Annotated in this window: 24 protein-coding genes and 1 pseudogene; 7 read left to right on the top strand and 18 right to left on the bottom strand. The window is 61.4% G+C overall.

The window, feature by feature from the left end; all coding sequences use genetic code 11:
• Window positions 1-4 precede the first annotated feature (4 nt).
• The gene (locus tag LOY50_RS16910) at window positions 5-1,108 is read right to left on the bottom strand and encodes a DNA alkylation repair protein (protein ID WP_258688559.1); all 1,104 of its coding nucleotides are present in this window, start codon (window positions 1,106-1,108) and stop codon (window positions 5-7) included.
• Between the two features lie 295 nt (window positions 1,109-1,403).
• Here LOY50_RS16910 and LOY50_RS16905 point away from each other — a divergent pair, with 295 nt between their 5' ends.
• A complete protein-coding gene (locus LOY50_RS16905) occupies window positions 1,404-1,712 on the top strand; it encodes an RcnB family protein (RefSeq protein WP_258688558.1) in 309 nt (102 codons plus the stop codon).
• Here the strand turns inward: LOY50_RS16905 and LOY50_RS16900 are convergent.
• Together LOY50_RS16900 and LOY50_RS16895 are read right to left on the bottom strand one after the other, a co-directional pair.
• Complete coding sequence (locus tag LOY50_RS16900; RefSeq protein WP_258688557.1) at window positions 1,709-2,032, bottom strand: protealysin inhibitor emfourin; 324 nt, start codon at window positions 2,030-2,032, stop codon at window positions 1,709-1,711. The two genes, LOY50_RS16905 and LOY50_RS16900, sit on opposite strands and share 4 nt — an antisense overlap.
• On the bottom strand, window positions 2,032-3,093 hold the full coding sequence (locus tag LOY50_RS16895; protein WP_258688556.1) for a M4 family metallopeptidase: 1,062 nt from the start codon (window positions 3,091-3,093) through the stop codon (window positions 2,032-2,034). Before LOY50_RS16895 ends, LOY50_RS16900 begins: the two co-directional genes overlap by 1 nt.
• Before the next feature lie 146 nt (window positions 3,094-3,239).
• Here LOY50_RS16895 and LOY50_RS16890 point away from each other — a divergent pair, with 146 nt between their 5' ends.
• Entirely contained in the window at window positions 3,240-3,581 is a 342-nt protein-coding gene (locus LOY50_RS16890; RefSeq protein ID WP_003202944.1) for an FKBP-type peptidyl-prolyl cis-trans isomerase, read from the top strand.
• A 12-nt stretch (window positions 3,582-3,593) separates the two neighbouring features.
• On the opposite strand, the gene LOY50_RS16885 is transcribed toward LOY50_RS16890, so the two are convergent.
• A complete protein-coding gene (locus tag LOY50_RS16885; protein ID WP_258688555.1) occupies window positions 3,594-4,730 on the bottom strand; it encodes a cytochrome P450 in 1,137 nt (378 codons plus the stop codon).
• Between the two features lie 82 nt (window positions 4,731-4,812).
• On the opposite strand from LOY50_RS16885, the gene LOY50_RS16880 reads away from it, so the two are divergent.
• The gene (locus tag LOY50_RS16880; RefSeq protein ID WP_258688548.1) at window positions 4,813-5,568 is read left to right on the top strand and encodes a helix-turn-helix transcriptional regulator; all 756 of its coding nucleotides are present in this window, start codon (window positions 4,813-4,815) and stop codon (window positions 5,566-5,568) included.
• Between the two features lie 209 nt (window positions 5,569-5,777).
• On the opposite strand, the gene LOY50_RS16875 is transcribed toward LOY50_RS16880, so the two are convergent.
• Window positions 5,778-6,572, bottom strand: coding sequence for a helix-turn-helix domain-containing protein (locus tag LOY50_RS16875; protein ID WP_014337838.1), 795 nt, complete (start codon window positions 6,570-6,572; stop codon window positions 5,778-5,780).
• 109 nt (window positions 6,573-6,681) lie between these two features.
• On the opposite strand from LOY50_RS16875, the gene LOY50_RS16870 reads away from it, so the two are divergent.
• Complete coding sequence (locus tag LOY50_RS16870) at window positions 6,682-7,611, top strand: DMT family transporter (RefSeq protein ID WP_258688545.1); 930 nt, start codon at window positions 6,682-6,684, stop codon at window positions 7,609-7,611.
• Between the two features lie 155 nt (window positions 7,612-7,766).
• Here LOY50_RS16870 and LOY50_RS16865 read toward each other — a convergent pair whose 3' ends face one another.
• The 5 genes from LOY50_RS16865 to LOY50_RS16845 all read right to left on the bottom strand — a co-directional run bounded on the left by LOY50_RS16865 (window position 7,767) and on the right by LOY50_RS16845 (window position 13,972).
• The gene (locus LOY50_RS16865; RefSeq protein WP_014337840.1) at window positions 7,767-8,786 is read right to left on the bottom strand and encodes a branched-chain amino acid aminotransferase; all 1,020 of its coding nucleotides are present in this window, start codon (window positions 8,784-8,786) and stop codon (window positions 7,767-7,769) included.
• Between the two features lie 223 nt (window positions 8,787-9,009).
• Complete coding sequence (gene lpdA / locus LOY50_RS16860; protein WP_253475845.1) at window positions 9,010-10,392, bottom strand: dihydrolipoyl dehydrogenase; 1,383 nt, start codon at window positions 10,390-10,392, stop codon at window positions 9,010-9,012.
• A gap of 18 nt (window positions 10,393-10,410) precedes the next feature.
• A complete protein-coding gene (locus tag LOY50_RS16855) occupies window positions 10,411-11,676 on the bottom strand; it encodes a dihydrolipoamide acetyltransferase family protein (RefSeq protein ID WP_258688534.1) in 1,266 nt (421 codons plus the stop codon).
• Window positions 11,677-12,735, bottom strand: a complete 1,059-nt coding sequence (locus LOY50_RS16850; protein WP_024619271.1) for an alpha-ketoacid dehydrogenase subunit beta — start codon at window positions 12,733-12,735, stop codon at window positions 11,677-11,679. It lies immediately after the preceding gene.
• 1 nt (window position 12,736) lies between these two features.
• Window positions 12,737-13,972: a 3-methyl-2-oxobutanoate dehydrogenase (2-methylpropanoyl-transferring) subunit alpha gene (locus tag LOY50_RS16845; protein ID WP_212800058.1), complete on the bottom strand. Its 1,236-nt coding sequence runs from the start codon at window positions 13,970-13,972 to the stop codon at window positions 12,737-12,739.
• A 194-nt stretch (window positions 13,973-14,166) separates the two neighbouring features.
• Here LOY50_RS16845 and bkdR point away from each other — a divergent pair, with 194 nt between their 5' ends.
• Window positions 14,167-14,655 carry a Bkd operon transcriptional regulator BkdR gene (gene bkdR, locus LOY50_RS16840; RefSeq protein WP_003202929.1) on the top strand — a complete coding sequence of 163 codons (489 nt, stop codon included), beginning with the start codon at window positions 14,167-14,169 and terminating at the stop codon, window positions 14,653-14,655.
• 226 nt (window positions 14,656-14,881) lie between these two features.
• Here bkdR and LOY50_RS16835 read toward each other — a convergent pair whose 3' ends face one another.
• The 7 genes from LOY50_RS16835 to LOY50_RS16805 form a co-directional block, all read right to left on the bottom strand.
• Window positions 14,882-15,751, bottom strand: coding sequence for an aldose 1-epimerase (locus LOY50_RS16835; RefSeq protein WP_258688533.1), 870 nt, complete (start codon window positions 15,749-15,751; stop codon window positions 14,882-14,884).
• Window positions 15,752-15,979: 228 nt separating this feature from the next.
• Window positions 15,980-17,260: a TRAP transporter large permease gene (locus tag LOY50_RS16830; RefSeq protein WP_253475839.1), complete on the bottom strand. Its 1,281-nt coding sequence runs from the start codon at window positions 17,258-17,260 to the stop codon at window positions 15,980-15,982.
• Window positions 17,260-17,787 carry a TRAP transporter small permease gene (locus tag LOY50_RS16825; protein ID WP_258688532.1) on the bottom strand — a complete coding sequence of 176 codons (528 nt, stop codon included), beginning with the start codon at window positions 17,785-17,787 and terminating at the stop codon, window positions 17,260-17,262. The genes LOY50_RS16830 and LOY50_RS16825 overlap by 1 nt, the downstream gene beginning before the upstream one ends.
• Before the next feature lie 75 nt (window positions 17,788-17,862).
• Window positions 17,863-18,831, bottom strand: coding sequence for a TRAP transporter substrate-binding protein (locus LOY50_RS16820; protein WP_214512647.1), 969 nt, complete (start codon window positions 18,829-18,831; stop codon window positions 17,863-17,865).
• A 59-nt stretch (window positions 18,832-18,890) separates the two neighbouring features.
• Window positions 18,891-19,796 (bottom strand): SMP-30/gluconolactonase/LRE family protein, encoded by a 906-nt coding sequence (locus LOY50_RS16815; RefSeq protein WP_258688530.1) that lies wholly within the window; start codon window positions 19,794-19,796, stop codon window positions 18,891-18,893.
• A gap of 42 nt (window positions 19,797-19,838) precedes the next feature.
• Window positions 19,839-20,660, bottom strand: a complete 822-nt coding sequence (locus LOY50_RS16810; RefSeq protein WP_253475833.1) for an NAD(P)-dependent oxidoreductase — start codon at window positions 20,658-20,660, stop codon at window positions 19,839-19,841.
• 172 nt (window positions 20,661-20,832) lie between these two features.
• The gene (locus tag LOY50_RS16805; RefSeq protein WP_408980868.1) at window positions 20,833-22,020 is read right to left on the bottom strand and encodes an OprD family porin; all 1,188 of its coding nucleotides are present in this window, start codon (window positions 22,018-22,020) and stop codon (window positions 20,833-20,835) included.
• 905 nt (window positions 22,021-22,925) lie between these two features.
• Between LOY50_RS16805 and LOY50_RS16800 the strand changes: the two are divergent.
• Window positions 22,926-23,270: pseudogene (locus LOY50_RS16800) on the top strand (DUF6124 family protein).
• Window positions 23,271-23,533: 263 nt separating this feature from the next.
• Entirely contained in the window at window positions 23,534-24,154 is a 621-nt protein-coding gene (locus LOY50_RS16795) for a TetR/AcrR family transcriptional regulator (RefSeq protein WP_003202912.1), read from the top strand.
• A 49-nt stretch (window positions 24,155-24,203) separates the two neighbouring features.
• Here LOY50_RS16795 and LOY50_RS16790 read toward each other — a convergent pair whose 3' ends face one another.
• Window positions 24,204-25,226 (bottom strand): RHS repeat-associated core domain-containing protein, encoded by a 1,023-nt coding sequence (locus tag LOY50_RS16790; protein WP_253475827.1) that lies wholly within the window; start codon window positions 25,224-25,226, stop codon window positions 24,204-24,206.
• Between the last annotated feature and the right edge of the window lie 64 nt (window positions 25,227-25,290).

Genomic DNA, 25,290 nt, shown 5'->3' with positions numbered 1-25,290 from the left:
CACTTCAAGGCACGATATCGAACGCCGTGCTGCCCAGCCGCTCGCCGTTGACCAGCAGGTGCACGGCATGCCGGCCCGCGTAATGTTTGCGGGTGGTCAACTCGCGAATGTGCTGGGAGCGGCTGAGGTTGACGCAACCCTGGGCAGGCAGGTCGAAGGTCTTGAGCTTGAAGACTTTGGCCGAGGTGCCGCCCGAGGCTTTCACGTAGTCGATGGCATAGTCGATCACCAGGCGTTGGCTCTGTTCCAGGGTTGATTGCACCGTGAAGGACAGCGTGACCTGTTCCCCCAGGCGAATCACCGCCGGCGTCACCTGCAAATCCAGTACCTGGACCTGTGCCTTGCCGCCGACCCCGATGACGCCCAGCGCCCTGGGGTTGCCTTGTTTGATCAGGCTGCGCAGCGCATGCCGGGCGATCCACGCCGTGTGGCGGTCTTGCAGCGGCCAGCCTTCGATCTGGTCCAGCACCCAGTCGGGATGCTGCTTGGTGACGTCGTTGAGGTGGTTGGCCACCGATTTGCGCACATAAAGGCTGTCGTCGGCCTTGAGCGTGTCGAGGATCGCGGCGGCGAGGTCAGGATTGGCCTGGATCGGCTCCAGGTGAAACGACCACGGCAAGCGTGGCCGGCTGCCTTCGCTGGCCAGGCGGCGTACGTGCTCGTTGGCGTCCAGCGCCCAGTCGTGCATGACCTTGAGGGTGCGTTCCAGGTCATCGCGCAGGAAGTGCCGCACGGCGAACTCCGACGAGCCGAACCGGGTGAAATACTTGAGCGCGTCCAACGACACGTCGAAGCGATGCCGGCCATAGGACGCCACGTAGTGTGGCAGGAACATGCTGACGAACATGCTGTTCAGGCGCGGGGCCAGGGCGCGCAGCACCTCCAGTGAAGCTTCATAACCGAGGGGCAGCACCGCATGCAGGCACTCACTGACCCGGGCCATGCGCTGCATCACCGACAACTCGGCCAGCCCGTCGTTGGCCATGTGCAAGAAGGCCTTGGCGTCGAATGCCGGGTACACCGCGCGCACTTCACTGGCGATGTGCTCCAGGCGGGCGCTGTTGAAGATTTCCTTGAGGGCAGGGGATGACGGGGTAGAGGTGGTCATGGCGAGATCCGTGGTCCAGAGGTTGTCACTATGCCATGCACAACCTGTGGCGAGGGAGCTTGCTCCCGCTCGGCTCTGTAGGAGCTGTCGAGTGCAACGAGGCTGCGATCTTTCCCCAGGCACTTGAGTCTCAAGCGAAAGATCAAAAGATCAAAAGATCAAAAGATCGCAGGCTTCGCCAGCTCCTACAGGGTTCAGCGGGAGCAAGCAGGGGGTACAGTTTCCAGAAATTAAGGAATGATTCGCCGCCCGCGAAGTCCCAGATTCAGTCCCTCGAATAACTGGAGTTTTTTCTATGCGCAAACCATCCCTGATCGCCAGCCTGTTCCTGATCGCCGGCCTTGGAGCCCTTGGGCCTGTTGCGCAAGCGGTCGAGAAAACCGGGGAGGCCCTGGAGCATTCGCCAAGCAATGGCCGCAGGCTGGTGGCGAACGACCGGGTACCGGCGGACTACCAGCGCGCGGACCGGGCCATGAAAGACTGGAAACAGAAGAAACTCGAGCAACCGACAAACGAGCAGCAATGGGTGCAGATCGACGACAAGTACCTGCTGGTCGAAACCGTGTCCGGCGCCATCGTCAAGATCGTGCCGGCCACACGTTAGAGCACTTCGCCTTTGTCCCACAGGTGAACCAGCTCGCCGGGTGCCCGGTCCTCGGGCACCTGTAGCACCATCTCATCGTCCTGGTCGTCGGTGCGGTAGCGCACCTCGATCTGGAAAAATCGCTGGTCGCCGCGCCCGGGCGTGGAGGACGTCAGTGGCAGGCAACCCTCCAGGACCGAACAGATGCGCGTGCGCTGGTCGAGGTCGCACTGGGCGAATTCGATTTCCCGTGGTCGGGTCAGCGCATGGATGGCGGCCACGCCACCCTGGCGCGACAGCCGTATCACCGCCTTGTCGTCGAGGTCTGGAAGGGTTTTCATCAGCTCTCCTGTGTCAGGTCGACGCCGACCTGGGCCCAGCCGTTCTGCACCGCTTGCACTTCCCGCGTGCCAAAGCGCTGGCGGGCATGCTCGACGGTCAGGCGGGCGAAGGCGCTGAAGGACGCGTCATTGGCCAATCTTCGGTCGCACAAGGTTTCATACCAGATCCGGCCGGCCTTTTCCCAGGCAAATCCGCCCAGCGTGGTCGCCACCAGATAAAAGGCCCGGTTGGGAATGCCGGAGTTGATGTGCACGCCGCCGTTGTCTTCACGGGTAATGACGAATTCGCGCATGTGCGAAGGTTGCGGGTCCTTGCCCAGCAACGGGTCATCGTAGGCGGTGCCGGGGTTGGACATGCTGCGCAGGCCGTCGCCGTTGATCTTGTCGGTGAGCAGGTCGGCGCCGATCAGCCAGTCGGCCTGGTCGGCGGTCTGTTCAAGTACGAACTGCTTGACCAGCACACCGAACACATCGGAGATGGACTCGTTCAGCGCACCGGATTGGTTGGCGTAGATCAAGCCGGCCTCGCTTTCGGTGACGCCATGGGCCAGCTCGTGGGCCACCACGTCCAGGGAGCGGGTGAAGCGCTGGAAGATTTCGCCATCGCCGTCGCCGAACACCATTTGCGCGCCGTTCCAGAAGGCGTTTTCATAGCCCTGGCCATAATGCACGCTGCCCACCAGGGCGAAGCCTTTGTTGTCGATGGAGTCGCGCCCCAGGACCTTCCAGAAAAAATCATAGGTGGCGCCGAGGGCGTCGTAGGCTTCGTCCACGGCTGGGTCACCACTGGCCCGCTGGCCTTCCAGGCGAACCGGCTGGCCGGGCAGTTCCATGCTGTTCTGGGCGTCATGCACGCTGCGTTGCGGCTGTCCGGCCGTGCCGGGATTGGGCCGGTTCGCGGCGGCGGGAAGGTTGCCGGGCGGGCCGGGGTTGTGCCGCAGGCTGCGCACGTGGGTCAAGGTGCCGAGGGCGCTGGAGCGTTGCTGTTCGGAGCCGTGGGCGATGATGCGATTGAGGATGTATGGCGGAATGAAACTGTAGAGCGGACGAGAGTCGAACATCAGAAAATCCTTATCTGAAATGCAGGGACGATACCCATGTGAACCGAAGAGGCCGTCGCGGTTCCCTGCCGCATGGCATACAACGTTTGCCATGCGCCCGGATTTCTGCGAAAACCCCGCGCCTGGATCACACGAGGGATACCGCCATGAATGAAGAGCTGCAAATCATCGACCTGGAACAGGGCGACGGCAAAAGCGTAGTCAAAGGTGCGCTGATCACCACCCAATACCGCGGCACCCTCGAAGACGGCACCGAATTCGATTCGTCCTACAGTCGCGGCAAACCCTTCCAATGCGTGATCGGCACAGGTCGCGTCATCAAGGGCTGGGATCTGGGCCTGATGGGCATGCAAGTCGGTGGCAAGCGCAAGTTGTGGGTGCCGGCCCACCTGGCCTACGGTGAGCGGTCCATGGGCGCCCACATCAAGCCCAACGCCAACCTGATCTTTGAAATCGAGTTGCTGGAAGTCCTGACGCGGGACGATTGATGGCTGGGCGGGTCATGGCCTGTCGGTACGTGACCGCTCGCTGAACAGCGGGATGCGGCCGTTGACGGAGGGGCGATAGCACCAGGTCAACTGATCCAGTGGCGGTTCGCGCTCCAGAATCGCCGTCAGCGTGGCGCGGGCGATGTCCATGGCCAGGGTTTGGCCTGGGCATTCATGGCGCCCGCTGCCGAAGCTGAAACTGCGGCGGTTCGGGCGGTCGAGCAGCAGGGTGTCTGGTCGGGGGTTGAGTTGCGGGTCGCGGTTGGCTGAGGCCAACAGCACCAGGACCACCTCCCCGGGGTTCAGCGCAGTGCCGAGGATTTCGCAGGGCGCGGCGATGAAGCGGCGAGTGTTTTGTACCGGCGGGTCGAAACGTTGGACTTCGGCCAGCAATGAGCCGACCTGTGTGGGGGCCTCTCGCAGCGTCCGGTGCAACGCTGGATCGCCGATCAGCGCCAGCAACGCGTTGCCAATCAGGCCGGCGGTGGCTTCATAGGTTTGCGAGAGCAGCCCGATCAGGTTGGCGATTTTACTGTCCGGATCAGCGTCTTCGAAGCCTGGGCCAATGCCCAGCAGCAAAGGGTTGTCCTGCGCCTCTATCCGCTCCTGGAATAAACCGGTCAGTTGCTCGCTGGCCTGGTGCGCCGCGTCCAGTTGCGGTGTTTGGCTCAGGGGCGACAGGCCGGCGACGAAGTCTGCGGTCAATTCGCTGACCCGGTGACAGTCCGTCGGGCTGAAACCCAGCAATGCCGCGACCACGCTGGCTGGCCCGATGAATTGGGCCTGGTGCAGGCCTTCGGCGCCCTCTTGGAGAAGGCGGGCCCTGACCAGTGCCTCGACCTGCCGGGGATCGATGTCCTGCAACCGCGGCGCAATCGCGGCCCTCGGGCAACGCTGCCGTTCCCCTTCGTTCATGCGCATCAGGTGGCCGAACACCCGTCCGGCCGGCCCTTCGGCGATGACCTTTGGTACGGGCTCGTGAGCCGGGCGCACATGGCAATCGGGATGGTGCAGCACCGCGCACACGGCCTCGGCGCTGCTGGCGATCCACAGGTTCAGTTCGGGATCGAAGGCCAGTCCGCCGGCAGCGCGCAGGGCGGCGTAAAAAGGGTAAGGGTCGGAATGTGTCGCGGCGGTGATCGGGTCCATGAAGCGCGGCCTTGTTCGTGATGGAGAAAGTGTTGCTACTATCTCCAGTCGATGCATGGCTTGATTCGTCGGGGAGCGAAATATGAACGCAGAGCACCATGACCTGGGCGTGTCCCAAGTGGCGGCGGCCATTGCCGAACCGGCGCGCACCCGGATGCTGTGCGCGTTGATGGACGGCCATGCCCGCACCAGCACCGAATTGGCGAGCATCGCCGAGGTCAGCGCCTCGACTGCCAGCGCCCATCTGGCGAAACTCAAGCAAATGGCCTTGGTGCGCTTGCATGTCCAGGGCCGTCATCGTTATTACAGCCTGGCCGACCCGCGCGTCGCCCAGGCACTGGAGGCGTTGATGGTGATCGGCCAGAGCGCCGCACCAACCTTCACCCCGCGCACACCGGATCGCCTGCAATTTGCTCGCACCTGTTACGACCACATGGCCGGCACTCTGGCGGTGCGCCTGCATGACCGGGTGATCGAGGCTGGATGGCTGATAGAGGTGCAAGGCGATGGCTATCGGCTGAGTGAGTCCGGCGAGGCGGTGTTCGAGGGCTTGGGCGTCGATGTCCAGCACCTTGCCACGCAACGCCGCCGATTCGCCTGTCCCTGCCTGGACTGGAGCATGCGCCGCCCGCACCTGGGCGGTGCCTTGGGCGCGGCGTTGCTGCAAGTGGCGATCAAGCGCAAATGGGTGATCCAGGACCTGGACAGCCGGGCGCTGGGGGTGACGGCCAGTGGTCGCCGGGAGATGGCGGGGCGGTTTGGCGTGAGTGCCGAAATCGATGTCAAACCCACCGCCGTCATCGCGAGCAAGCTCGCTCCCACAGTGGATTTGCGGTGAACACATGATTGATGTCCACCGACAGACCCTGTGGGAGCGAGCTTGCTCGCGAAGGGGCCTTCACATCCAACATCCCTGCAAGCTGACCCACCGCCTTCGCGAGCAGGCTCGCTCCCACAATGGGCCCTGCGTTGAACACGAGATTGATGAATACCACGATCACCTGTGGGAGCGAGCCTGCTCGCGATGACGATTCCAGCATCGCCTCATCATCCAGCCATATGCCGGCGCCGATACTCATCCGGCGTGGTGCCCATCATTTTGCGGAACATGCTGATGAACGCCGAGGCGCTGCTGTAGCCCAGGTCCAGGCCGATGGTTTCCACGCTCTGGCCACGTTCGAGCAGGGCCAGGGCCTCGATGACTTTCAGGCGCTGGCGCCATTCCACCAATGACATGCCCAGGTCCCGCTGGGCCCGGCGCATCAGCGTGCGCTCGGTGGTGTTGGCAGCGCGGGCCAGTTGTGGCAAGGAACGCGGGTCGCTGGGGTTCGCCTCCAAGGCTCGCAGCACGGGGCCCAGCAGTGGATCATCCGAGGAGGGCAGGTAGCTGCCGACATGGGGTGCCTGCGCCAGCTTGTCCACCAACACCTGCAGCAAACGTTGCTGCTCGGGCGTCTGCGGTTGGCTCGGTGGATCGCTGCGCAACTCTTCCAGCAGGGCGCGGATCAGCGGGCTCAAGGTCAGCGCGCAGGGTACGGCCGGCAACGCGTCGCACAGTTCGGCGGCCAGGTACAACGAACAATGGCAGGCCTCATGCCGATTGAAGCCAACGTGTTCCATGTCCGGCGGCAGCCAGATGCCGTACTGCGGTGGCGCCAGGTAATGGTGTTGGGCAATCTCGATTTCCATCACCCCACTGTAGGAGTAGACGAACTCACCCCAGGCATGCCGGTGCCGGGGGTAAGTGGCATGGGCCGGCATGCAGGCGCTGCGAAAGAAAATCGGCGAGGGCAGGGCCGCTTCGAACGGAGGAATCTTCAGATGTTGGGCTGGAGGCTGCATATCGACCGCAATGGCGGATTACCGGGATGGCTTGTCGGATAATCACTATATCCAGCAAAGGTGTCAGGCAGACAATCCTTTCATCTCTTTCTGCCCAAGGACCGTTCCCATGACCACCCGCCGTGCCCTGGATGGCCAGGTCTGCGCCCTGATGACCGGCCTCTGTGCCATTTGGGGTTTCCAGCAAGTCGCGATCAAGGCCGGCGCCGCCGATATGGCGCCGATGCTGCAACTGGGCGTGCGCTCGGCCATCGCTGCGGTACTGGTGTGGTTGTTGGTGCTGGTGCGCGGTGAACGCCTGTCCCTGGCCGATGGCAGTTGGCGCCCGGGCATGCTGGTGGGGTTGTTGTTTGCCTTGGAGTTCGTGATGGTGGGCGAAGGCCTGCGGCATACGACGGCATCGCACATGGTGATTTTCCTCTATACCGCACCAATGTTCGCCGCCCTCGGCTTGCACTGGAAACTGCCGAGCGAACGCCTCAAGCCGGCGCAATGGCTGGGCATCGCCGTTGCCTTTGGCGGGATCGTGGTGGCTTTCAGCGGGGGCTCGGGCGCGGCGAACGGCAGTTCGTTGCTCGGTGACGGCATGGGCTTGCTGGCGGGTGCGCTGTGGGGCGCAACCACGGTGACGGTACGCTGTTCGCGGTTGACGAATCTGCCGGCCAGCCAGACGCTGCTTTACCAATTGGTTGGCGCCGGGGTGCTGCTGATCGGAATGGCGGTAGCTCTGGGGCAAACGACGATCAACCCCACGCCACAACTCATTGCCAGCCTGGCGTTCCAGGTGTTGCTGGTGTCCTTCGCCAGCTTCCTGATCTGGTTCTCCCTGCTGCGCCACTACCTCGCTTCGCAACTGGGGGTGTTGTCGTTCATGACGCCGCTGTTTGGCATCGGTTTTGGCGTCTGGTTGCTGGATGAGCCGCTGGAGCCGAACTTCATCGTTGGCGCGGTTCTGGTGCTGGGCGGGATCTTGCTGGTCAGCGGTTACGGATGGTTTCGCCAGCGTTGGGGGCGATGGCCGGTTTTGCGTCGGGGGTAGTGGGGACAGATCCATGTGACGAGGGAGCTTGCTCCCGCTGGGGTCTGTAGGAGCTGGCGAAGCCTGCGATCTTTTGATCTTTCGCTTGAGACTCAAGTGTCTGGGGAAAGATCGCAGCCTCGTTGCACTCGACAGCTCCTACACAGGGGTTTGGATCAAACCTTGACGATCCAACCCGCTGGCGCTTCCACGTCACCGGTCTGCACGCCGGTCAGCTCTTTGTAGAGCTTCTGGGTGATCGGGCCGACTTCGGTTTCGCTGTGGAACACGTGCAGCTTGTCCTTGTAGCTGATGCCGCCAATCGGGGTGATCACCGCAGCGGTACCGCAGGCGCCGGCTTCCTTGAAGTCCGACAGTTTGTCGATGAACACGTCGCCTTCGATCACTTCCAGGCCCAGGCGCGATTTGGCCAGTTCGATCAGCGACAGGCGAGTAATGCCCGGCAGGACCGAAGGGGATTTCGGGGTGACGAATTTGTTGTCGTGGGTGATGCCGAAGAAGTTGGCCGAGCCGACTTCCTCGATTTTCGAGTGGGTCATCGGATCCAGGTAGATGCAGTCGGCGAAACTGGCTTTTTTGGCCTGGGAACCGGGCATCAGGCTGGCGGCGTAGTTGCCACCGACCTTGGCCGCGCCGGTGCCTTGTGGGGCGGCGCGGTCGAAGCTGGAGATCAGGAAGTTGTGCGGGGTCAGGCCGCCCTTGAAGTAGGCGCCGACCGGGATGCAGAAAATCGAGAAGATGAACTCGGGTGCGGTGCGCACGCCGATGTTGTCACCCACGCCGATCACGAACGGGCGCAGGTACAGCGCGCCGCCGGTGCCGTAAGGCGGGATGAAGCGCTCATTGGCGCGGACCACTTGCTTGCAGGCCTCGACGAACTGCTCGGTGTCGACGTGCGGCATCAGCAGGCGGGCGCAGCTGCGCTGCATGCGGGCGGCGTTCTGGTCCGGGCGGAACAGGTTGATGGAGCCGTCCTTGCAGCGATAGGCCTTCAGGCCTTCGAAGCACTGCTGACCGTAGTGCAGGGCGGTGGAGCCCTCGCTGATATGCAGCACGTTGTCTTCGGTCAGGGTGCCCGCGTCCCAGGCACCATCGCGCCAGTGCGACAGGTAGCGCTTGTCGGTCTTGATGTAGTCAAAGCCCAGTTTGTCCCAATTGATGCTCTCGTTACCCATGACACCCTCTATTTCTTGACAACCGTCGAAACGGTTCAAGGCTTCTGACGTTTTTTGGATGGGAACAACAATACTTCATTCCGGGGCTGTTTCGCAGCCTCACTCGATGATTGTTCCCACGCTCCGCGTGGGAATACTTCAACGGACGCTCCGCGTTCGGCTTTGGGACGCGGAGCGTCCCTGGCTGCATTTCCACGCGGAGCGTGGGAACGATCCTGATGCGTTACAGATGCAACGCATGCCCCAACGCCCGCAACGCCGCTTCCTGCACGGCCTCGCCCAGCGTCGGGTGGGCGTGGATGGTGCCAGCGATGTCCTCCAGGCGCGCGCCCATTTCCAGGGATTGGCCGAACGCGGTGGACAGTTCCGACACGCCCACGCCAACCGCTTGCCAGCCAACGATCAGGTGATTGTCCCGGCGCGCCACGACCCGGACGAAACCGCTTTTCGATTCCAGGGTCATGGCCCGACCGTTGGCGGCGAACGGGAAGCTCGACACCATGCAATCGAGCCCGGCCGCCTTGGCTTCGTCCGGCGTCTTGCCGACCACCACCAGTTCCGGGTCGGTGAAGCACACCGCGGCGATGGCCGTTGGGTTGAACTCGCGATGCTGGCCGGCGATCAGCTCGGCGACCATTTCACCCTGGGCCATGGCCCGGTGGGCGAGCATCGGTTCACCGCTCAGGTCGCCGATGGCCCAGACGTTGCGCATGCTGGTCTGGCAACGGCTGTCGATTTTCAGCGCCGAACCGTTCATCGCCAAGCCCAGCGCTTCGAGGTTCCAGCCCTGGGTGTTGGGTTTGCGCCCAACGGCCACCAGCACCCGGTCGGTGTCCAGGTTCAGCGTCTCGCCATTGGGATCACGCACTTGCAAGGTGCTGGCCTGGGCATCGAAACCTTCGACGCTGTGCTTGAGGTAAAGCTTCACGCCCAACTGCTTGAGCGCCTCGTGCACAGGCTGGGTCAGCTCGCCGTCATAGGCTGGCAGGATCCGTTCCTGGGCCTCGACCACGCTGACCTCGGCGCCGAGCTTGCGGTAGGCAATGCCCAGTTCCAGGCCGATGTAGCCACCGCCGACCACCACCAGGTGCTTGGGCACCGAGGTGGGGGCGAGGGCTTCGGTGGAAGAAATGATTGGCCCGCCAATCGGTAGCATCGGCAGGTCGACGCTTTTCGAACCAGTGGCGAGCAGCAGGTGTTCGCACTGGATGCGGGTGTCACCGACCTCGACCGTCTTGCCATCGATCACCTTGGCCCAGCCGTGAATGACCTGGACCTTGTGCTTTTTCAACAGTGCCGCAACGCCGGTGGTCAGGCGATCGACGATGCCGTCCTTCCATTCCACGCTCTTGCCGATGTCCAGGCTCGGCGCCGCCACCGTGATGCCCAAGGCCGAAGCCTGGCTGTGGTGCCGGGTCTGGTGGAACTGCTCGGCCACATGGATCAACGCCTTGGACGGGATACAACCGATATTCAGGCAGGTCCCGCCCAACGCCTGGCCTTCCACCAGGATGGTCGAGATGCCCAGTTGCCCGGCGCGGATCGCCGCCACATAACCGCCGGGGCCGCCGCCGATAATCAGCAGCGTCGTGTTCAAAGTTTGCATCGCCTGCTCCATTGATGATTAGTCCACAAACAAGGTGGCGGGTTGTTCGAGCAGGCCACGCAGGGCCTGGATGAATTGCGCCGCGTCCATGCCGTCGACCACCCGGTGATCGAAGGAGCTGGAGAGGTTCATCATTTTGCGGATCACGATCTGGCCCTTGATCACCACGGGCCGCTCGACGATTTTGTTCACGCCGACAATCGCCACTTCCGGCAGGTTCAGCACCGGCGTGCTGACGATGCCGCCGAGCGCACCGAGGCTGGTCAGGGTGATGGTCGAACCGGACAGCTCATCGCGACTGGCCTTGCCCGTGCGGGCCGCCGTGGCCAAGCGGGAGATTTCCGTCGCGCTGTCCCACAGGCTACGGGCTTCGGCGTGACGCACCACCGGCACCATCAGGCCAACATCGCTCTGGGTGGCGACGCCCACATGCACCGCACCTGAGCGGTGAATGACCTGGGCTTCGTCGTCGTAGCGGGCGTTCATCTGCGGGAAATCGCGCAGGGCCACGACCAACGCGCGGACCAGGAACGGCAGCAAGGTCAGCTTGCCGCGACTGGCGCCGTGTTTTTCATTCAAGTGAACCCGCAGCTCTTCCAGGGCGGTGACGTCGATTTCTTCGACGTAGCTGAAATGGGCGGCGCGCTGGGTCGCTTCCTGCATGCGCTGGGCGATCTTGCGACGCATGCCGATCACCGGGATCTGCTGCTCGTCGTGGCGCTCGGCATAACCCGAACCGCCCTTGGCCTGGGTCGACGGACCCTGGGCCAGATAAGCATCGAGGTCTTCGTGCAGGACCCGCCCGGCGGGGCCGCTGCCTTGGACCAGGCGCAATTGAATGCCCAGGTCCAGCGCGTGTTTGCGCACGGCCGGCGACGCCAGTGGACGCTCGTCGGGGTCGCGGGCCACAGGCGCTTGCGGGGCGCAGCGGGGCGCGGCGGTTTTTTCCAGCACCGGTTCAGGTGTCGCCACGAGTGCCGGCTTCGGTGCTTGCGCAGCCGGCGCTGGCGCTTGTTGGGCCGATTCTTTCAGGTTACCCGCACCTTCGACTTCAATGCGGATCAGTTCGCTGCCCACCGCCATGACTTCGCCGGGCTCGCCACCCAGGGCGATGACCCGGCCATGCACCGGAGAGGGGATATCCACCATGGCCTTGTCGGTCATGACATCGGCCAGCACCTGGTCTTCGACCACCATGTCGCCAACCTTGACGTGCCACACCGACAGTTCAACTTCCGCGATGCCTTCGCCGATGTCCGGCATCTTGATAACGTGCGTGCCCATTCAGACCTCCATGACCCGTTTCAACGCCGCGCCCACACGGGACGGCCCTGGGAAATACGCCCACTCCTGCGCGTGCGGGTAGGGGGTGTCCCAACCGGTGACACGCTCGATGGGCGCTTCCAGGTGGTGGAAGCAGTGTTCTTGCACCAACGCCACCAGTTCGGCGCCGAAACCGCAGGTGCGGGTGGCTTCGTGAACCACCACACAGCGGCCGGTTTTCTTCACGGATTTGACGATGGTCTCAAGGTCCAGCGGCCACAGGCTGCGCAGGTCGATGACTTCGGCGTCGATACCGCTCTCTTCGGCAGCCACTTGGGAGACGTAGACCGTGGTGCCGTAGGTGAGAACAGTCACGTCCTTGCCCGGACGGGTAATGGCGGCGACGTCCAGCGGCACCGTGTAGTAGCCGTCCGGCACTTGCGCCGAGGGGTGTTTCGACCACGGTGTTACCGGGCGGTCGTGGTGGCCGTCGAACGGGCCGTTATACAGGCGCTTGGGCTCGAGGAAGATCACCGGGTCATCGTTTTCGATGGAGGCGATCAGCAGGCCCTTGGCGTCGTAGGGGTTGGACGGCATGACGGTGCGCAGGCCGCAGACCTGGGTGAACATCGCCTCGATGCTCTGGCTGTGGGTCTGGCCGCCATAGATGCCGCCGCCGCAGGGCATGCGCAGGGTCATCGGCGCGGTGAACTCGCCGGCCGAGCGATAGCGCAGGCGTGCTGCTTCGGAGATGATCTGGTCCGACGCAGGGTAGACGTAATCGGCGAACTGAATCTCGGCCACCGGGCGCAGGCCGTAGGCGCCCATGCCCACCGCCACGCCGACGATGCCGCTTTCGGAAATCGGTGCATCGAACACTCGCGAGGTGCCGTACTTGTTCTGCAGGCCTTCGGTGCAGCGGAACACGCCGCCGAAGTAACCCACGTCCTGGCCGAACACCACGACGTTGTCGTCGCGTTCGAGCATCACGTCCATGGCCGAGCGCAGGGCTTGGATCATGGTCATGGTGGTAGTGGTCATGGCGGTGTCCAACGCAATATTGTTGTTGTGATCGTTCATGTCAGATCCCCAACTGCTGACGCTGGCGCTTCAAGTGCTCCGGCATCTCTTTGTAGACGTCTTCGAACATGGTCGCGGCGCTTGGAATCTGCCCGCCGGCGAGGGTGCCGTACTGCTCGGCCTCCTTCTGCGCGGCGATCACTTCGGCTTCGAGTTCGGCGGTGACTGCCGCATGTTCCTCTTCGGACCACTGGCCGATCTTCACCATGTGCTGCTTGAGGCGCGCAATCGGATCGCCCAGCGGGAAGTGGCTCCAGTCGTCGGCGGGGCGGTACTTCGAAGGGTCGTCCGAAGTGGAGTGCGGGCCGGCGCGGTAGGTGACCCATTCGATCAGCGCCGGGCCGAGGTTGCGGCGGGCGCGTTCGGCGGCCCAGCGCGAGGCGGCGTAGACCGCCATGAAATCGTTGCCGTCGACGCGCAGGGAGGCGATGCCGCAACCGACGCCGCGTCCGGCGAAGGTCGTGGCTTCACCGCCGGCAATGGCCTGGAAGGTGGAGATCGCCCACTGGTTGTTGACCACGTTGAGGATCACCGGTGCCCGGTAGACGTGGGCGAAGGTGAGGGCGGTGTGGAAGTCCGATTCGGCGGTGGCGCCGTCACCGATCCAGGCCGAGGCGATCTTGGTATCGCCCTTGATCGCCGAGGCCATGCCCCAGCCCACGCCCTGGACGAACTGCGTGGCGAGGTTGCCGGAAATGGTGAAGAAACCCGCGTCCTTGACCGAGTACATGATCGGCAACTGTCGGCCCTTGAGCGGATCGCGCTCGTTGGACAGCAGTTGGCAGATCAGGTCCACCAGCGGCACTTCGCGGGCCATCAGGATGCTTTGCTGGCGGTAAGTGGGGAAGCACATGTCGTCGATGTTCAACGCCAGGGCCTGGGCGCTGCCGATGGCTTCTTCGCCAAGGCTTTGCATGTAGAACGACATCTTTTTCTGCCGCTGGGCGACCACCATGCGGTTGTCGTAGATGCGCGTCTTGAGCATGGCACGCATGCCCTTGCGCAGGATCTCGACGGGAATGTCCGCGGCCCAGTCGCCCAAGGCATTGCCCTGGTCATCGAGTACGCGGATCAGGCTGCGAGCCAGGTCGGCGGTGTCGGCGGGTTCGACGTCGATGGGTGGTTTGCGCACCGTGCCGGCATCGGACAGATGCAGGTAGGAAAAGTCGGTCTTGCAGCCGGGACGGCCCGAGGGTTCGGGAACGTGCAGGCGTAGCGGTTCATACGCTGGGTTCATGGCTTTCTACGCTCGATCTTGTGAATTTCTTGTAGTGGGCGCGCTAGCTGACGAATTTCCCTGGGTAGGTGGGAAATTGTCCTACAACAATCATAGGCTCGACGAAGAAGAATATTTTTCTCTGTTGGCTTGCTGTTCAGATCATTTGCAGATAAAAAATCTGCACAACGATAAAAAACAGGATTATTTGTCTCATGCGTAAATTGGATCGCACCGACATCGGCATTCTGAACAGCCTTCAGGAAAACGCCCGCATCACCAACGCCGATCTCGCCCGTTCGGTCAACCTGTCGCCGACCCCGTGCTTCAACCGTGTCCGGGCCATGGAGGAGCTGGGGGTGATCCGCGAGCAGGTCACGCTGCTGGATGCCGACCTGCTGGGGTTGCACGTCAACGTTTTCATCCATGTGAGTTTGGAGAAACAGGTGGAAGAGGCGTTGCAGCACTTCGAGGAGGCAATCTCCGACCGACCGGAGGTGATGGAGTGCTACCTGATGGCCGGCGATCCGGATTACCTGATCCGCGTGCTGGTGCCGACCATCCAGTCGCTGGAGCGGTTCATGATGGACTTCTTGACCAAGGTCCCGGGCGTCGCGAACATCCGCTCCAGCTTTGCCCTCAAGCAAGTGCGCTACAAGACCGCACTGCCGTTGCCGGCCAATGGGTTGACCCTGGGCACCTGACCCCCTGCTCGCGAAGGCGTCGGCACTTCAACATTGATGCCAGCAGACCCACCGTTATCGCGAGCAAGCTTTGCTCCCACAGTGGACCTGTGTTTGGCCGCGGATTTATTGGCAATCCAAAAACTCTGTGGGAGCAAAGCTTGCTCGCGATGCAGGCGCCTCGGTTTCCCAGGAGACCGCGTCCACTTCATCGCGGGCAAGCCTTGCTCCCACAGGGAAGTGGGCCTTAGAGCAACCGACACTGCATCGAAAACCCCAGCGCCACCGACTGCCCTTGCTCCAGCAGGCGCAACCCTGGCCTCCCCGGCAGGTGATGGGCGTTGACCGGATGGCTGACCGGTTCGATGCAGAAGAAATCCAGGCCCACGGGGCAGTACAGCAGAAAGTACTCGCTGCCGCTGGCTCGGCATTCCAGCTCATAACCCAGGTCCGGTTGCTGGATCAGACAGTGCCCGTCCCAACCACCGAAGCCGTTGTCGACTAGCGTGTCTGGCAGTAACCGGGCGTGCTGGAAATCCCACTCTGCGGGGATGTCCCTCAGTTCCGTTGGCAGTTTCGAGGCATCGCACAGCCAGGCTTCGCTGGCGCGGGTTTGCAGGCGAGTACTGGCGGTGCGCGGAAAATACGGGTGCAAGCCCAGCCCGTGCCAGGCGGCTTGTTCGGCTATGTGAGTGACGTGCATGGCGATTTGCAACTGACCGCCGCTCAAGCGGATCCGCAGGCTGGCGCAATAGGCGAACGGGTGTTGGCTGTCGAGTTGCAACAAGGCTTCCTGGGTACTCTGCTCGACCACTTGCCACGGTTGTTGCCAGGCGCTGCCATGGATCGGGAACGGATCGTTGGGGCTGTTGGCCTCCAGGGCCAGCCAGCCGCCGGGGCAGTCGAAACCGCCCTGGGCGATCCGGTTCGACCACGGGATCAACGGGAAGCAGCCGAGTTTGCCCGGCAGGCCGTTTTCCACGGTTTGCGCAGCAGGCGGGCGCAACAAGGGCGCACCGCTGCCGCGCAGGGTCCAATCGACGAGGCTGGCGCCCAGGTGCGGGGCGAGGGTGAGGCGGGTGAGTTCGTCTTCGAGATGGAGAAGAGGCTGCGTCATGGTGGTCGCGTCTATCGAGTGGGGAAAAGCTTTTGTGGCGAGGGAGCTTGCTCCCGCTCGGCTGTACTGTAGGAGCTGTCGAGCGAAGCGAGGCTGCGATCTTTTGATCTTTCACTTGAGATTCAAGTGGCTGGGGAAAGATCGCAGCCTCGTTGCACTCGACAGCTCCTACCGCAGTCCAGCGGGAGCAAGCTCCCTCGCCACAAGGAGGCTTGCGCGCTTTTGGGGTTACAACACCAAGTGCGGCAACCACAGCGAAATGGCGGGAACATAAGTCACGAGCAGCAGCACCACGAACAGCATGGCGTAGAACGGCAGCAGCGCCTTGACGGTGCTTTCGATGCTGACCTTGCCGATGGCGGAACCGACGAACAACACCGCGCCCACCGGTGGCGTGATCAACCCGATACCCAGGTTCACCAGCATGATCATGCCGAACTGCACCGGGTCCACGCCGATGCCGACGATCACCGGCATCAGGATCGGCGTCAGGATCAGGATCAGCGGCGCCATGTCCATCACGGTGCCCAACAGCAGCAACATCACGTTGATGCACATCAGGATCACGTAGCGGTTGTCCGACAGTGTCAGGAACGCGGTGGTGATCTTCGCCGGAATCTCCATCAGCGTCATGATGTAGCCGAAGCTGGCGGCGAAGCCGATCAGGATCATCACGATGGAAATGGTGCGTACCGTACGGTGCATCAGTTTCGGCAACTCACTCCACTTGTAGTCCCGATAGATGCACATGGTCACGAAGAACGCCCACACCACGGCAATGGCGGCCGATTCGGTGGCGGTGAAAACACCCGAGAGAATGCCGCCAAGGATGATGAACAAGGTCATCATGCCCCACATGGCTTCCCGGCAGATCTTCAGCGCTTGCTTGAGCGGAATCACTTCGCCCTTGGGGTAATTGCGTTTTTTCGCGAAGACCAGGCACAGCGCCATCAGGCAGAGGTTCATCATGATGCCGGGGACGATGCCGGCCATGAACAGCGAACCGATGGAGACGGTGCCGCCAGCGGCGAGCGAATACAGCACCGCGTTGTGGCTTGGCGGGGTCAGCAGCGCTTGCACCGAACCACTGACGGTGACGGCCGTGGCGTAATCACGCGGATAGCCTTGGCGCGTCATTTCCGGGATCAGCACCGAGCCGACCGAGGCCGTATCGGCCACCGAGGAGCCGGAGATCGCGCCAAAGAAACTCGAAGCCACCAGGTTGACCAAGGACAGGCCACCGCGCACGAACCCCACCAGCACGCTGGCGAAGGCCACCAGTCGGCGGGACATGCCGCCTTCGGCCATGATCGCACCGGCCAGGACGAAGAACGGAATGGCCAGCAACGAGAACTTGTTCACCCCGCCCGTGACCTGGATCATCATGGCCTGGAACGGAATATCGATCCACCACGCCCCGATCAGGGCGGCAGCGCCCAGCGCGTAGGCGACCGGCATGCCGATCAGGATCAACAACAAAAAACTGCCCAGCAGAATCAGCGCGTCCATTAAGCGGCACCTTCGTTTTCTTCAATCAGGTCGAACTGCACGACCCGGCGCTGGCTTTGATCACCCAGCAAGAGTTTTTCCAGGACAAAAATCAATGTCAGGAAGCCTCCAATCGGAATCGGCATGTAGGTGATGCCAACGCGCAGGGTGGGGATGGCGCTCATGAATTGATTCCAGGTGGTCATGCACAGCTTGGTGCCCCAGATGGTCATGAAGATGCACACCGCCGCCATCAAGAGCTGGGTGACGACCGAAGCCAAGGTTTGCCAGTGCCGGGGCATGCGGCTGGTGACCATGTCCACGGCCATGTGCGAGCCGGAGCGGTAGCTGGCGGCGGCACCGATGAAGGTGAACACGATCATCAGCAGGATGGCGGTGGGCTCGGGCCAGCTGGAGCCTGAGCCCAGCACGTAGCGGGCAAATACACCCCAGGGAATCATCAGGGCAACTGCCAGGACAGATAGGCCGGCCACCCAGATGCACGTCATGTAGATTTTATCGTTGATACGCAGCAGCAAATTCTTCATCGGGTTCCACCGTAACCGGGCGTGCCTTGGGCAGCAGGCGCGCCGGGCCTTTTCATGAGTACAGAACGAGAGGTCTTATTGAACGGCTTCGATACGCTTGATCAGGTCGGCATAGGGCGCGCCGTACTTGGCCCGCACGGGGGCGGTGGCGTCGTAGAAGGGTTTCTTGTCGACAGTGATGAATTCCACACCCGCGGCCTTGAGTTTTTCTTCACTGGCGGTGGACTTCTTGTCCCACAGCTCGCGCTCTTCGGCCTGGGCAGCCTTGGCGGCTTTCTTGACCATGTCCTGTTGCGCCGGGGTCAGTTTTTCCCAAGTGATTTTCGACATCACGATCGGCTCTGGCAGGATCAGGTGACCGGTCAGGCTGTAGTACTTGGCGTTCTGGTAGTGGTTGTGTTCGAGCAGGGTCGGTGGGTTGTTTTCCGCGCCGTCGATCACGCCGGTCTGCAAGGCACTGAAGATTTCGCCGGTGTCCATGGCGATGCCGTTGGCGCCCATGGCATTCATCATCTCGATGAACATCGGGTTGCCTTGGACGCGGATTTTCATGCCCTTCAGATCTTCGAGCTTGCGCACTGGTTTCTTGGTGTAGAGGTTGCGCGTACCGCCGTCCATCCAGGCCAGGGCGACCAGGCCGAATTCCGAGTTGGTGATCCGGTCGAGGATCGCATCGCCGACGTCACCGTCGATGACCGCGCGCATGTGAGCCTGGTCGCGGAAGATGAACGGCATGTTGAAGACGTTCACATCCGGTACGACAGGACCGACGATACCCAGGCTGACCCGGGACATCTGGATCGCGCCGGCTTGCATCTGCTCGATCACTTCTTTTTCGGAGCCCAGTACGCCGCCCGGGAAATACTTGAACTTCAGTTCGCCGTTGCTCTCTTTTTCCAGGGTCTTACCCATGGATTCCTCGGCGACCACGGTTGGGTAGCCCTTGGGGTGGATGTCGGCGATCTTGATGTCGAGGGCTTGCGCCGCCTGGGCCAGGAAGGCCAGGGGGAGGGCTGCGATCAGAAGCGTACGTTTGAAATTCATGGTCAATCTCCAGTCTTGTTGTTTTTTTTATGGCTCATCCAGTGAAGCGGTGAAACAGATCAGTTCGCGGAGTGCTCCCGTCCTCCGAAAGCAGGTTCAGCCAGGCCCTTGACGCCGGGGTTGAGGGCGAACACGCCACCGGCCAGGGACTGCGGGTCGTTGTTGTCACCGGGGCGGATCGAGGTGACGAAGAGGGTGTCCAGGCGACTGCCGCCAAAGGCGCACATGGTCGGTTTCTTCACGGGCACTTGCAGTGAACGGTCGAGGCGTCCGTCCGGGGTGAAACGGTGAATCAGCCCGGCATCGTTGGCGCAAATCCAATAGCAACCGTCGGCATCCACCGCGGCGCCATCCGGGCGACCGGCCAACGGCATCATGTCGACGAACAGCCGTCGGTTGGACGGTGTGCCGCTGTCGGTGTCGTAGTCGAAAGCCCAGATCTGCTGCACCAGCGGGTGTGAATCGGAGAGGTACATCGTGCGTCCGTCCGGGCTGAAGCCCAGGCCGTTGGGCACGATGAAACCGCTCAATTGCGCCTCGACCGGGCTGCGCTGGCCTGCCTCGTAGCGATACATCCGGCCTACGTCTGCGTTGGCACCCATGTTCAGCACCATGCTGCCGGCCCAGAAGCGACCCTGGCGGTCACAACGGCCATCGTTGAGGCGCATGTCGGTGCGGCTATGTTCGACACTTGCGCACAGTTCGCTGTCCAGGCTGCCGTCATCATTGGGGTGCAGGCGAAAGAAACCGCTTTCCATGCCCGCGACCCAGCCACCGTCCTGGTGACGGGCAATGCAGGCGAGCATTTCAGGGGCTTCCCAGCCCTGGATTTTGCCGCTGCTGGCATTCCAGCGTTGCAGGCCACCGTTGGGAATGTTCACCCAATACAGGGCGTTTTCCTCGGGAACCCATACCGGGCTTTCCCCGACGGCGTTACGTGCGTCGACAATCAATTCGGCTTGCATGGTGATTCCTTTGTCCGTGCGTATCCCATGAAAAACAGCGAATCAGTCGTCGAATGGGCCAGCCGCCACAAAGGCGCCACCCTGGTAAATCATGGCCGGGTCATCGGCGGCCGGCATCGGCTGCGCTTCGACCTTGGCGCGGAAGATTTCCGAGGTGTCCTTGGGCTGATAGCCAAGGTGTGCGGCCTGGCTGTTGTCCCACCAGACGTCGCGGTTGGCGGACACGCCGTAGACCACGGTGTGACCGACCTTTGGCGTGTAGAGCGAGCATTCGATCAGTTGGGTGAGGTCGTCGAAGCTCAGCCAGGTGCTCATCATCCGGCGGTTCTGCGGTTCGGGGAACGACGAGCCGATGCGGATGCTCACGGTCTCGATGCCGTAGCGATCGAAGTAGAAACTGGCGACGTCTTCGCCGTAGGACTTGGACAGGCCGTAGTAGCCATCCGGGCGGCGAGGGGAGAGGGCGTCGAGGGCCTCGTCCTGCTTGTAGAAACCGATGACGTGGTTGGAGCTGGCGAAGATCACCCGCTTGACGCCGTGTTTGCGGGCGGCTTCATAGATGTGGAAGACGCCGCTGATGTTGGCGCCGAGGATTTCTTCGAATGGACGCTCCACCGAGACACCGCCGAAGTGCAGGATGGCGTCGACGCCTTCGACCAGTTGATGCACGGCCTGCTTGTCCGACAGGTCGCACGGCACCACTTCTTCGCTTTCGTCGATGGCCGGGGCCATGTTGGCGATGTCCGACAGGCGAATGTGGCGGGCGAAAGGCTTGAGGCGCTCGCGCAAGACTTTGCCAAGGCCGCCGGCGGCACCGGTCAATAGGAGGCGATTGAGGGGGTGGCGAATCTGTGTCGTGGTCATGGCGTTACCTGAGCAAACTATGAGAGGTACAGTTGTTATAAGTTGTCGTACGACCGAGAAGAATATCCTTATCCTTCCGTTACCTTGTCAACGTTTGATCGACGAACCGCTCTAAACCGGCGTCCCTGCCGCAGGTTGCCATGGGATGCGCTCATGGCAATGGAGCCTGGTGTTACAGAAGCGAAAGCGGGTAGCTGATGAAAATGCGGTTCTCGTCGAATTCGTTGGTGCTGTAGTCCCGACGAATCGATGCGTTACGCCATTTCACGTTGAGGCTCTTCAGCGCGCCGCTTTGCACGGTGTAGGCCAGCTCGGTTTCGCGGCCCCACTCCTTGCCGTCGTCAACAGTGGCGGTGTGCACGTTGTCACCGCTGATGTAGCGGTTCATCAGGGTCAGGCCCGGCACGCCGACGGCGGCGAAGTTGAAGTCGTGGCGCAACTGCCAGGATTTTTCCTTGGCGTTGTCATAGCTGGAGTTGTAACTGTCGTTGGCCAGGGTGCCGCCGCTGGTGCCGTTGACGCGCATCCAGGCATCGTCGCCACCGACTTTCTGCAGGCCGACGTAGAAGGTGTTGCCACCGTATTTGGCCGAGAGCATGGCGAAGGCGGTCTTGTTGTCCAGGTCGCCGGCCAACGCACTGCCGTTTTCCTTGCCGGTGAAGTAGCCGAGGTTGGCGCCCAGGGTCCAGTCGCCGATGGGCTGGCTGTGGGTCAGGTTGAAATATTGCTGCTGGTAGATGTCGGACAGTTCCGCGTACCACACGCCGACCTGGGTGCGTTTTTCGTTGAAGGCGTATTCACCGCCGCCAAAGTTGAAACGGTCGGAGGTGAACGCGCCGCGGCCGTTCATCGACATGTCTTCCATGCTCGCGTCATTGCGCGGGCTGTTGCCACGGAACTGGCCGCCGTAGAGGCTCAGGCCGTTGATTTCAGTGGAAGTGACCTGGCCACCGCGGAAGGTCTGCGGCAGGGAGCGGCCGTCGTCGGAACGCAGGATCGGCAGCACCGGCATCCACTCACCGACTTTCAGTTCGGTCTTCGACACCTTGGCCTTGAGGGCGACGCCCAGGCGACCGAAGTCATCGGCCGGACGACCGTCATCGTGCACCGGCAGCAGTTGCGTACCGGCCGTGCCGCGGCCACCGTCGAGCTTGACCGAGTACAGGCCCAGCACGTCCACGCCGAAACCGACCACACCCTGAGTGAAACCGGACTTGGCGTCGAGGATGAAGTTCTGGGTCCATTCCTCGGCCTTACCTTGGGCGGCGTTCGGGTTGGTGAAGTTACGGTTGAAATAGGCGTTGCGCAGGGTCAGCGTGGCCTTGGCGTCATCGACGAAGCCTTCGGCGCTGGCGGTCATGGGCAGAAACGCCGCAAGGCTGCTGCAACCGAGCAGAATCAGGGCGGGGCTGGTGTTGAGAAGGGTACGGCGGTTTGGACGGTTGTCGGGCGAAAAACGGACACGTGTGCTCACTATGACGCTCCCTACTTTTTTTGTTGTTTTTATTTGTCATACGTCGTCGTACAACATGAGGGGATTATTTGGAAGCGGCTCCTCGTTGTCAACTGGCCATTATCGGAATTATCCAACTCGGGAGTGCTTCAAAATGAGGCATTTCAATGGTCGTCACCCATCCAGGTCAAGATCGCAGGCCGTGGCGCCGGGCACATTCGGGGCTTGAGAATAGCGGGGAGGGTGCTTGGTTGTGCGATGACTGGTCTAAGACATTAGTCGAATGTCCCCGATCAGAAGGCTTAAGCGGACTCTTGTGGCGAGGGAGCTTGCTCCCGCTGGACTGCGAAGCAGGCCCAGGTTCTGTATTTCAGCACAAAATCTTGGGGCGGCTTCGCCACCCAGCGGGAGCAAGCTCCCTCGCCACAGGGGTGTGTTGTTAACCCTATTTCCAGTCCAAACAGGCCTGTGTTTATCCAGATGTAGGATCGTTCGGGATCGGGCTACGTTGTCTTGCGCCGTTGCCTACAACTGCGCCAGAATCCGCCGGCTTGTGCGCCTTGGGGCCAGGGCTTTATCGTTTCCGGGTCGCTGATTGAATCAGCGATCGGGTTTGGTAGCCCTGGTGTCGGTGCATAGCGTCATCGCTTGCAAGTGCAATCATGCACTTTGCTTTTTGGTGGCCATGCGCAGGGCCTCTTCGGAGGCGCCGGCTCCGATGCCCGGTCTACCAACCTTCGTATGGCCGCCACCCTAATTCGTTTGGTAGCGAGAGGGTGTTGGCTCCCATCTACAGCATCGGAGCTTCATCTATGTTCAAACCAACACCCAACCCACCGGATACAGATCCATCCAGCTCAAAAGCGTTCGACAAAGCCGCCGACCGCATCCTCGATTCCTACCTCAAGCCCAAACCCAGCAAACTCGAGGCCGATCCCGGCCAACTGTTCACCGTCGTCAAAGGCGTCGACACCGAAACCCTGCTCGCCAACCTCAGCGAAAACCTGGCCTAGGCCAACGCCATGGTCAGTGACTTGGCCTTCGACCTGGAAGGTCCCAGGCGCCACATTGCCCTGGGCATCCAGCAACTGATCGAACTGAGCGCAATGCTGGCAAATCGTGCGCTGGACAACGTCGAAGCGCGCCAGCCGACATAGCGCAAAACCCGCTTTTGTGGCGAGGGAGCTTGCTCCCGCTCGGTTCTGTAGGAGCTGGCGAAGCCTGCGATCTTTTGATCTTGATCTTTCGCTTGCGACTCAATTGTCTGGGACAAGATCGCAGCCTCGTTGCACTCGACAGCTCCTACAGAACCGAGCGGGAGCAAGCTCCCTCGCCACAAAAGCCTTCCCACAGGGATCCCCAGTGTTTTCAAAGTTGGGTGAATGCTAGTCTTGCTCAACGCTGTTGCCAGGGAGCCCTCATGGGCAATCACAAGATCGAGATTCGTCGCAGTAACGTCGAGAAAATCCTGTTGGCCGCCGAGAAGGTCTTTGCCGAGAAAGGCTTCGGCAGCACCGCCATGGCCGACATCGCCGCCGAAGTGCAATTGCCTCGTTCCAACCTGCATTACTACTTCAGCACCAAGAGCGAGCTGTACAGCGCCGTGCTGTTCGACCTGCTGGAGGTCTGGAAGCAGGACGCCTTGTGCTTCGAAATGTTCGACGACCCGCGGGTGGTGCTCAGCAGCTACATTCGCGCCAAGATGAACCACTCCCGCAGCCGGCCCTACGGCTCGAAGGTCTGGGCCAACGAAATCATCCACGGCGCCCCGACGCTGGGCCAGGCGCTGGACGCCAGCCTCTATGACTGGGCCAAGATGAAGGAAGCGAAAATCCGCCAGTGGGTTGAGGACAAACGCATCCTGCCGGTGGAGCCTTCAAGCCTGCTCTACATGATCTGGGCTTCGACCCAGCATTACGCCGACTTCGACCACCAGATCAATATCCTCAACGACCACCAGCCGTTGTCGGACATGCAGTTCGAGCGGGCGGTGCAGACGGTGACCAGTGTGATTTTGCGGGGGATTGGGTTGGAGCCGTAGCCCGCTATCAGGCTGATGCTCCGCAGCGTAAGTGGATTTACTAGGTCGGTTATTTACGAACTCGTTGAGTCTCCGTCTTCAACCTTTTTAGGTTTTTCCAAGCACTGCGCTTGGCTATCATTCTTGTTTTGTAGACCCTGGCATTCAACGCCGATTTGTCGGCCACCGAAAAATTTTTAGCGTTTTCTAAGTTGCGTAAAGCTTTATTGTATATATCTAGCCTTTCAATATCGGCTTCTATGGAGGTTTGAGGGTTTTTTTTCACATAGCTATCCCATTTTCTCGCATCTTGCCTTAGGTTTCTTTCGTAGGTGCGATCTCGGAGTAGCTTTAAGGTTGCTTTTTTTTTGTAGGTATGAGGCGCGTTGTTCCATATCTCTGGCTCTGGCGGTAATCCTGCCGCCACGCTGCGTTTTTTACCTAAGGCAGTCGATGAAAAATTTAACCCAATTGGTCTATCAGTTCGTGCAATTGTTCTTGATGAAAGATTTAACCCATTTAGATTTTTTACGAAGTTCCATGGTTTGATTATATAGATAAAACTATTCCCGCTCGGATCATACCGATTAACCGGATCCCCCCCACAATATGCATACGCATTAATCCCCCCATCCCCAAAAGGGCTCAACTCATCCGGACTATTAAACCGCATCAACACCGGATTAAACGCTCGATTACCCTGTCCCAATAAATAATGCCCGGTAATCGAATCAGGACGCTCACCATTGAACCCAAGCAAACTGCTCAAACCACTTTGCGCAGGCCGATGACCATAGGCGGTATAAGCCATGGGCTGAGCGTCGACACCGGCCAGCGTCTGCAAAACCGACCGCTGCTGGTCCGTTGCCAACAGCGTCGTCTCGGTGACATTGGCGATGTGCAAGCGTTGCGCCAGGGGCTGGGCTTCATGGCGAAGGATGGTGAGTTCCACCTGGCCTTCGATCTCGTTGACCAACTCGTCGTTCTGGTAGAAGCGCTGTGTGTCCAGATGCTCCGCAGGCTTCAAGCCTGTCAGGCGGTCCAGGGGGTCGTATTGGTAGCGGCACAGTATCTTCATCGTTGACGTCGACATGGGCTGGGCTCTAGTGGGTGGGTTCGGCTGTTTAAGGGTCGGGGATTTTTTTGGGGGTGTCTAC

The organism is Pseudomonas sp. B21-010, assembly GCF_024749325.1.
GTDB classification, from domain to species: domain Bacteria; phylum Pseudomonadota; class Gammaproteobacteria; order Pseudomonadales; family Pseudomonadaceae; genus Aquipseudomonas; species Aquipseudomonas kilonensis.
The sequence above is the reverse complement of the archived record's forward strand: the minus strand, read 5'-3'. Positions and strand labels throughout refer to the sequence as shown.

Bases quoted from the DNA above. Each gene is read 5' to 3' on its own strand.
- LOY50_RS16790 (WP_253475827.1), bottom strand. From the start codon at position 25,226: ATGTCGACGTCAACGATGAAGATACTGTGCCGCTACCAATACGACCCC.
- LOY50_RS16880 (WP_258688548.1), top strand. From the start codon at position 4,813: ATGAACGCAGAGCACCATGACCTGGGCGTGTCCCAAGTGGCGGCGGCC.
- LOY50_RS16870 (WP_258688545.1), top strand. From the start codon at position 6,682: ATGACCACCCGCCGTGCCCTGGATGGCCAGGTCTGCGCCCTGATGACC.
- LOY50_RS16795 (WP_003202912.1), top strand. From the start codon at position 23,534: ATGGGCAATCACAAGATCGAGATTCGTCGCAGTAACGTCGAGAAAATC.
- LOY50_RS16905 (WP_258688558.1), top strand. From the start codon at position 1,404: ATGCGCAAACCATCCCTGATCGCCAGCCTGTTCCTGATCGCCGGCCTT.
- LOY50_RS16825 (WP_258688532.1), bottom strand. From the start codon at position 17,787: ATGAAGAATTTGCTGCTGCGTATCAACGATAAAATCTACATGACGTGC.
- LOY50_RS16865 (WP_014337840.1), bottom strand. From the start codon at position 8,786: ATGGGTAACGAGAGCATCAATTGGGACAAACTGGGCTTTGACTACATC.
- LOY50_RS16875 (WP_014337838.1), bottom strand. From the start codon at position 6,572: ATGCAGCCTCCAGCCCAACATCTGAAGATTCCTCCGTTCGAAGCGGCC.
- LOY50_RS16910 (WP_258688559.1), bottom strand. From the start codon at position 1,108: ATGACCACCTCTACCCCGTCATCCCCTGCCCTCAAGGAAATCTTCAAC.
- bkdR (WP_003202929.1), top strand. From the start codon at position 14,167: ATGCGTAAATTGGATCGCACCGACATCGGCATTCTGAACAGCCTTCAG.
- LOY50_RS16805 (WP_408980868.1), bottom strand. From the start codon at position 22,020: ATGACCGCCAGCGCCGAAGGCTTCGTCGATGACGCCAAGGCCACGCTG.
- LOY50_RS16890 (WP_003202944.1), top strand. From the start codon at position 3,240: ATGAATGAAGAGCTGCAAATCATCGACCTGGAACAGGGCGACGGCAAA.
- LOY50_RS16820 (WP_214512647.1), bottom strand. From the start codon at position 18,831: ATGAATTTCAAACGTACGCTTCTGATCGCAGCCCTCCCCCTGGCCTTC.
- LOY50_RS16855 (WP_258688534.1), bottom strand. From the start codon at position 11,676: ATGGGCACGCACGTTATCAAGATGCCGGACATCGGCGAAGGCATCGCG.
- LOY50_RS16900 (WP_258688557.1), bottom strand. From the start codon at position 2,032: ATGAAAACCCTTCCAGACCTCGACGACAAGGCGGTGATACGGCTGTCG.
- LOY50_RS16835 (WP_258688533.1), bottom strand. From the start codon at position 15,751: ATGACGCAGCCTCTTCTCCATCTCGAAGACGAACTCACCCGCCTCACC.
- LOY50_RS16810 (WP_253475833.1), bottom strand. From the start codon at position 20,660: ATGACCACGACACAGATTCGCCACCCCCTCAATCGCCTCCTATTGACC.
- lpdA (WP_253475845.1), bottom strand. From the start codon at position 10,392: ATGCAAACTTTGAACACGACGCTGCTGATTATCGGCGGCGGCCCCGGC.
- LOY50_RS16895 (WP_258688556.1), bottom strand. From the start codon at position 3,093: ATGTTCGACTCTCGTCCGCTCTACAGTTTCATTCCGCCATACATCCTC.
- LOY50_RS16850 (WP_024619271.1), bottom strand. From the start codon at position 12,735: ATGAACGATCACAACAACAATATTGCGTTGGACACCGCCATGACCACT.
- LOY50_RS16885 (WP_258688555.1), bottom strand. From the start codon at position 4,730: ATGGACCCGATCACCGCCGCGACACATTCCGACCCTTACCCTTTTTAC.
- LOY50_RS16815 (WP_258688530.1), bottom strand. From the start codon at position 19,796: ATGCAAGCCGAATTGATTGTCGACGCACGTAACGCCGTCGGGGAAAGC.
- LOY50_RS16845 (WP_212800058.1), bottom strand. From the start codon at position 13,972: ATGAACCCAGCGTATGAACCGCTACGCCTGCACGTTCCCGAACCCTCG.
- LOY50_RS16830 (WP_253475839.1), bottom strand. From the start codon at position 17,260: ATGGACGCGCTGATTCTGCTGGGCAGTTTTTTGTTGTTGATCCTGATC.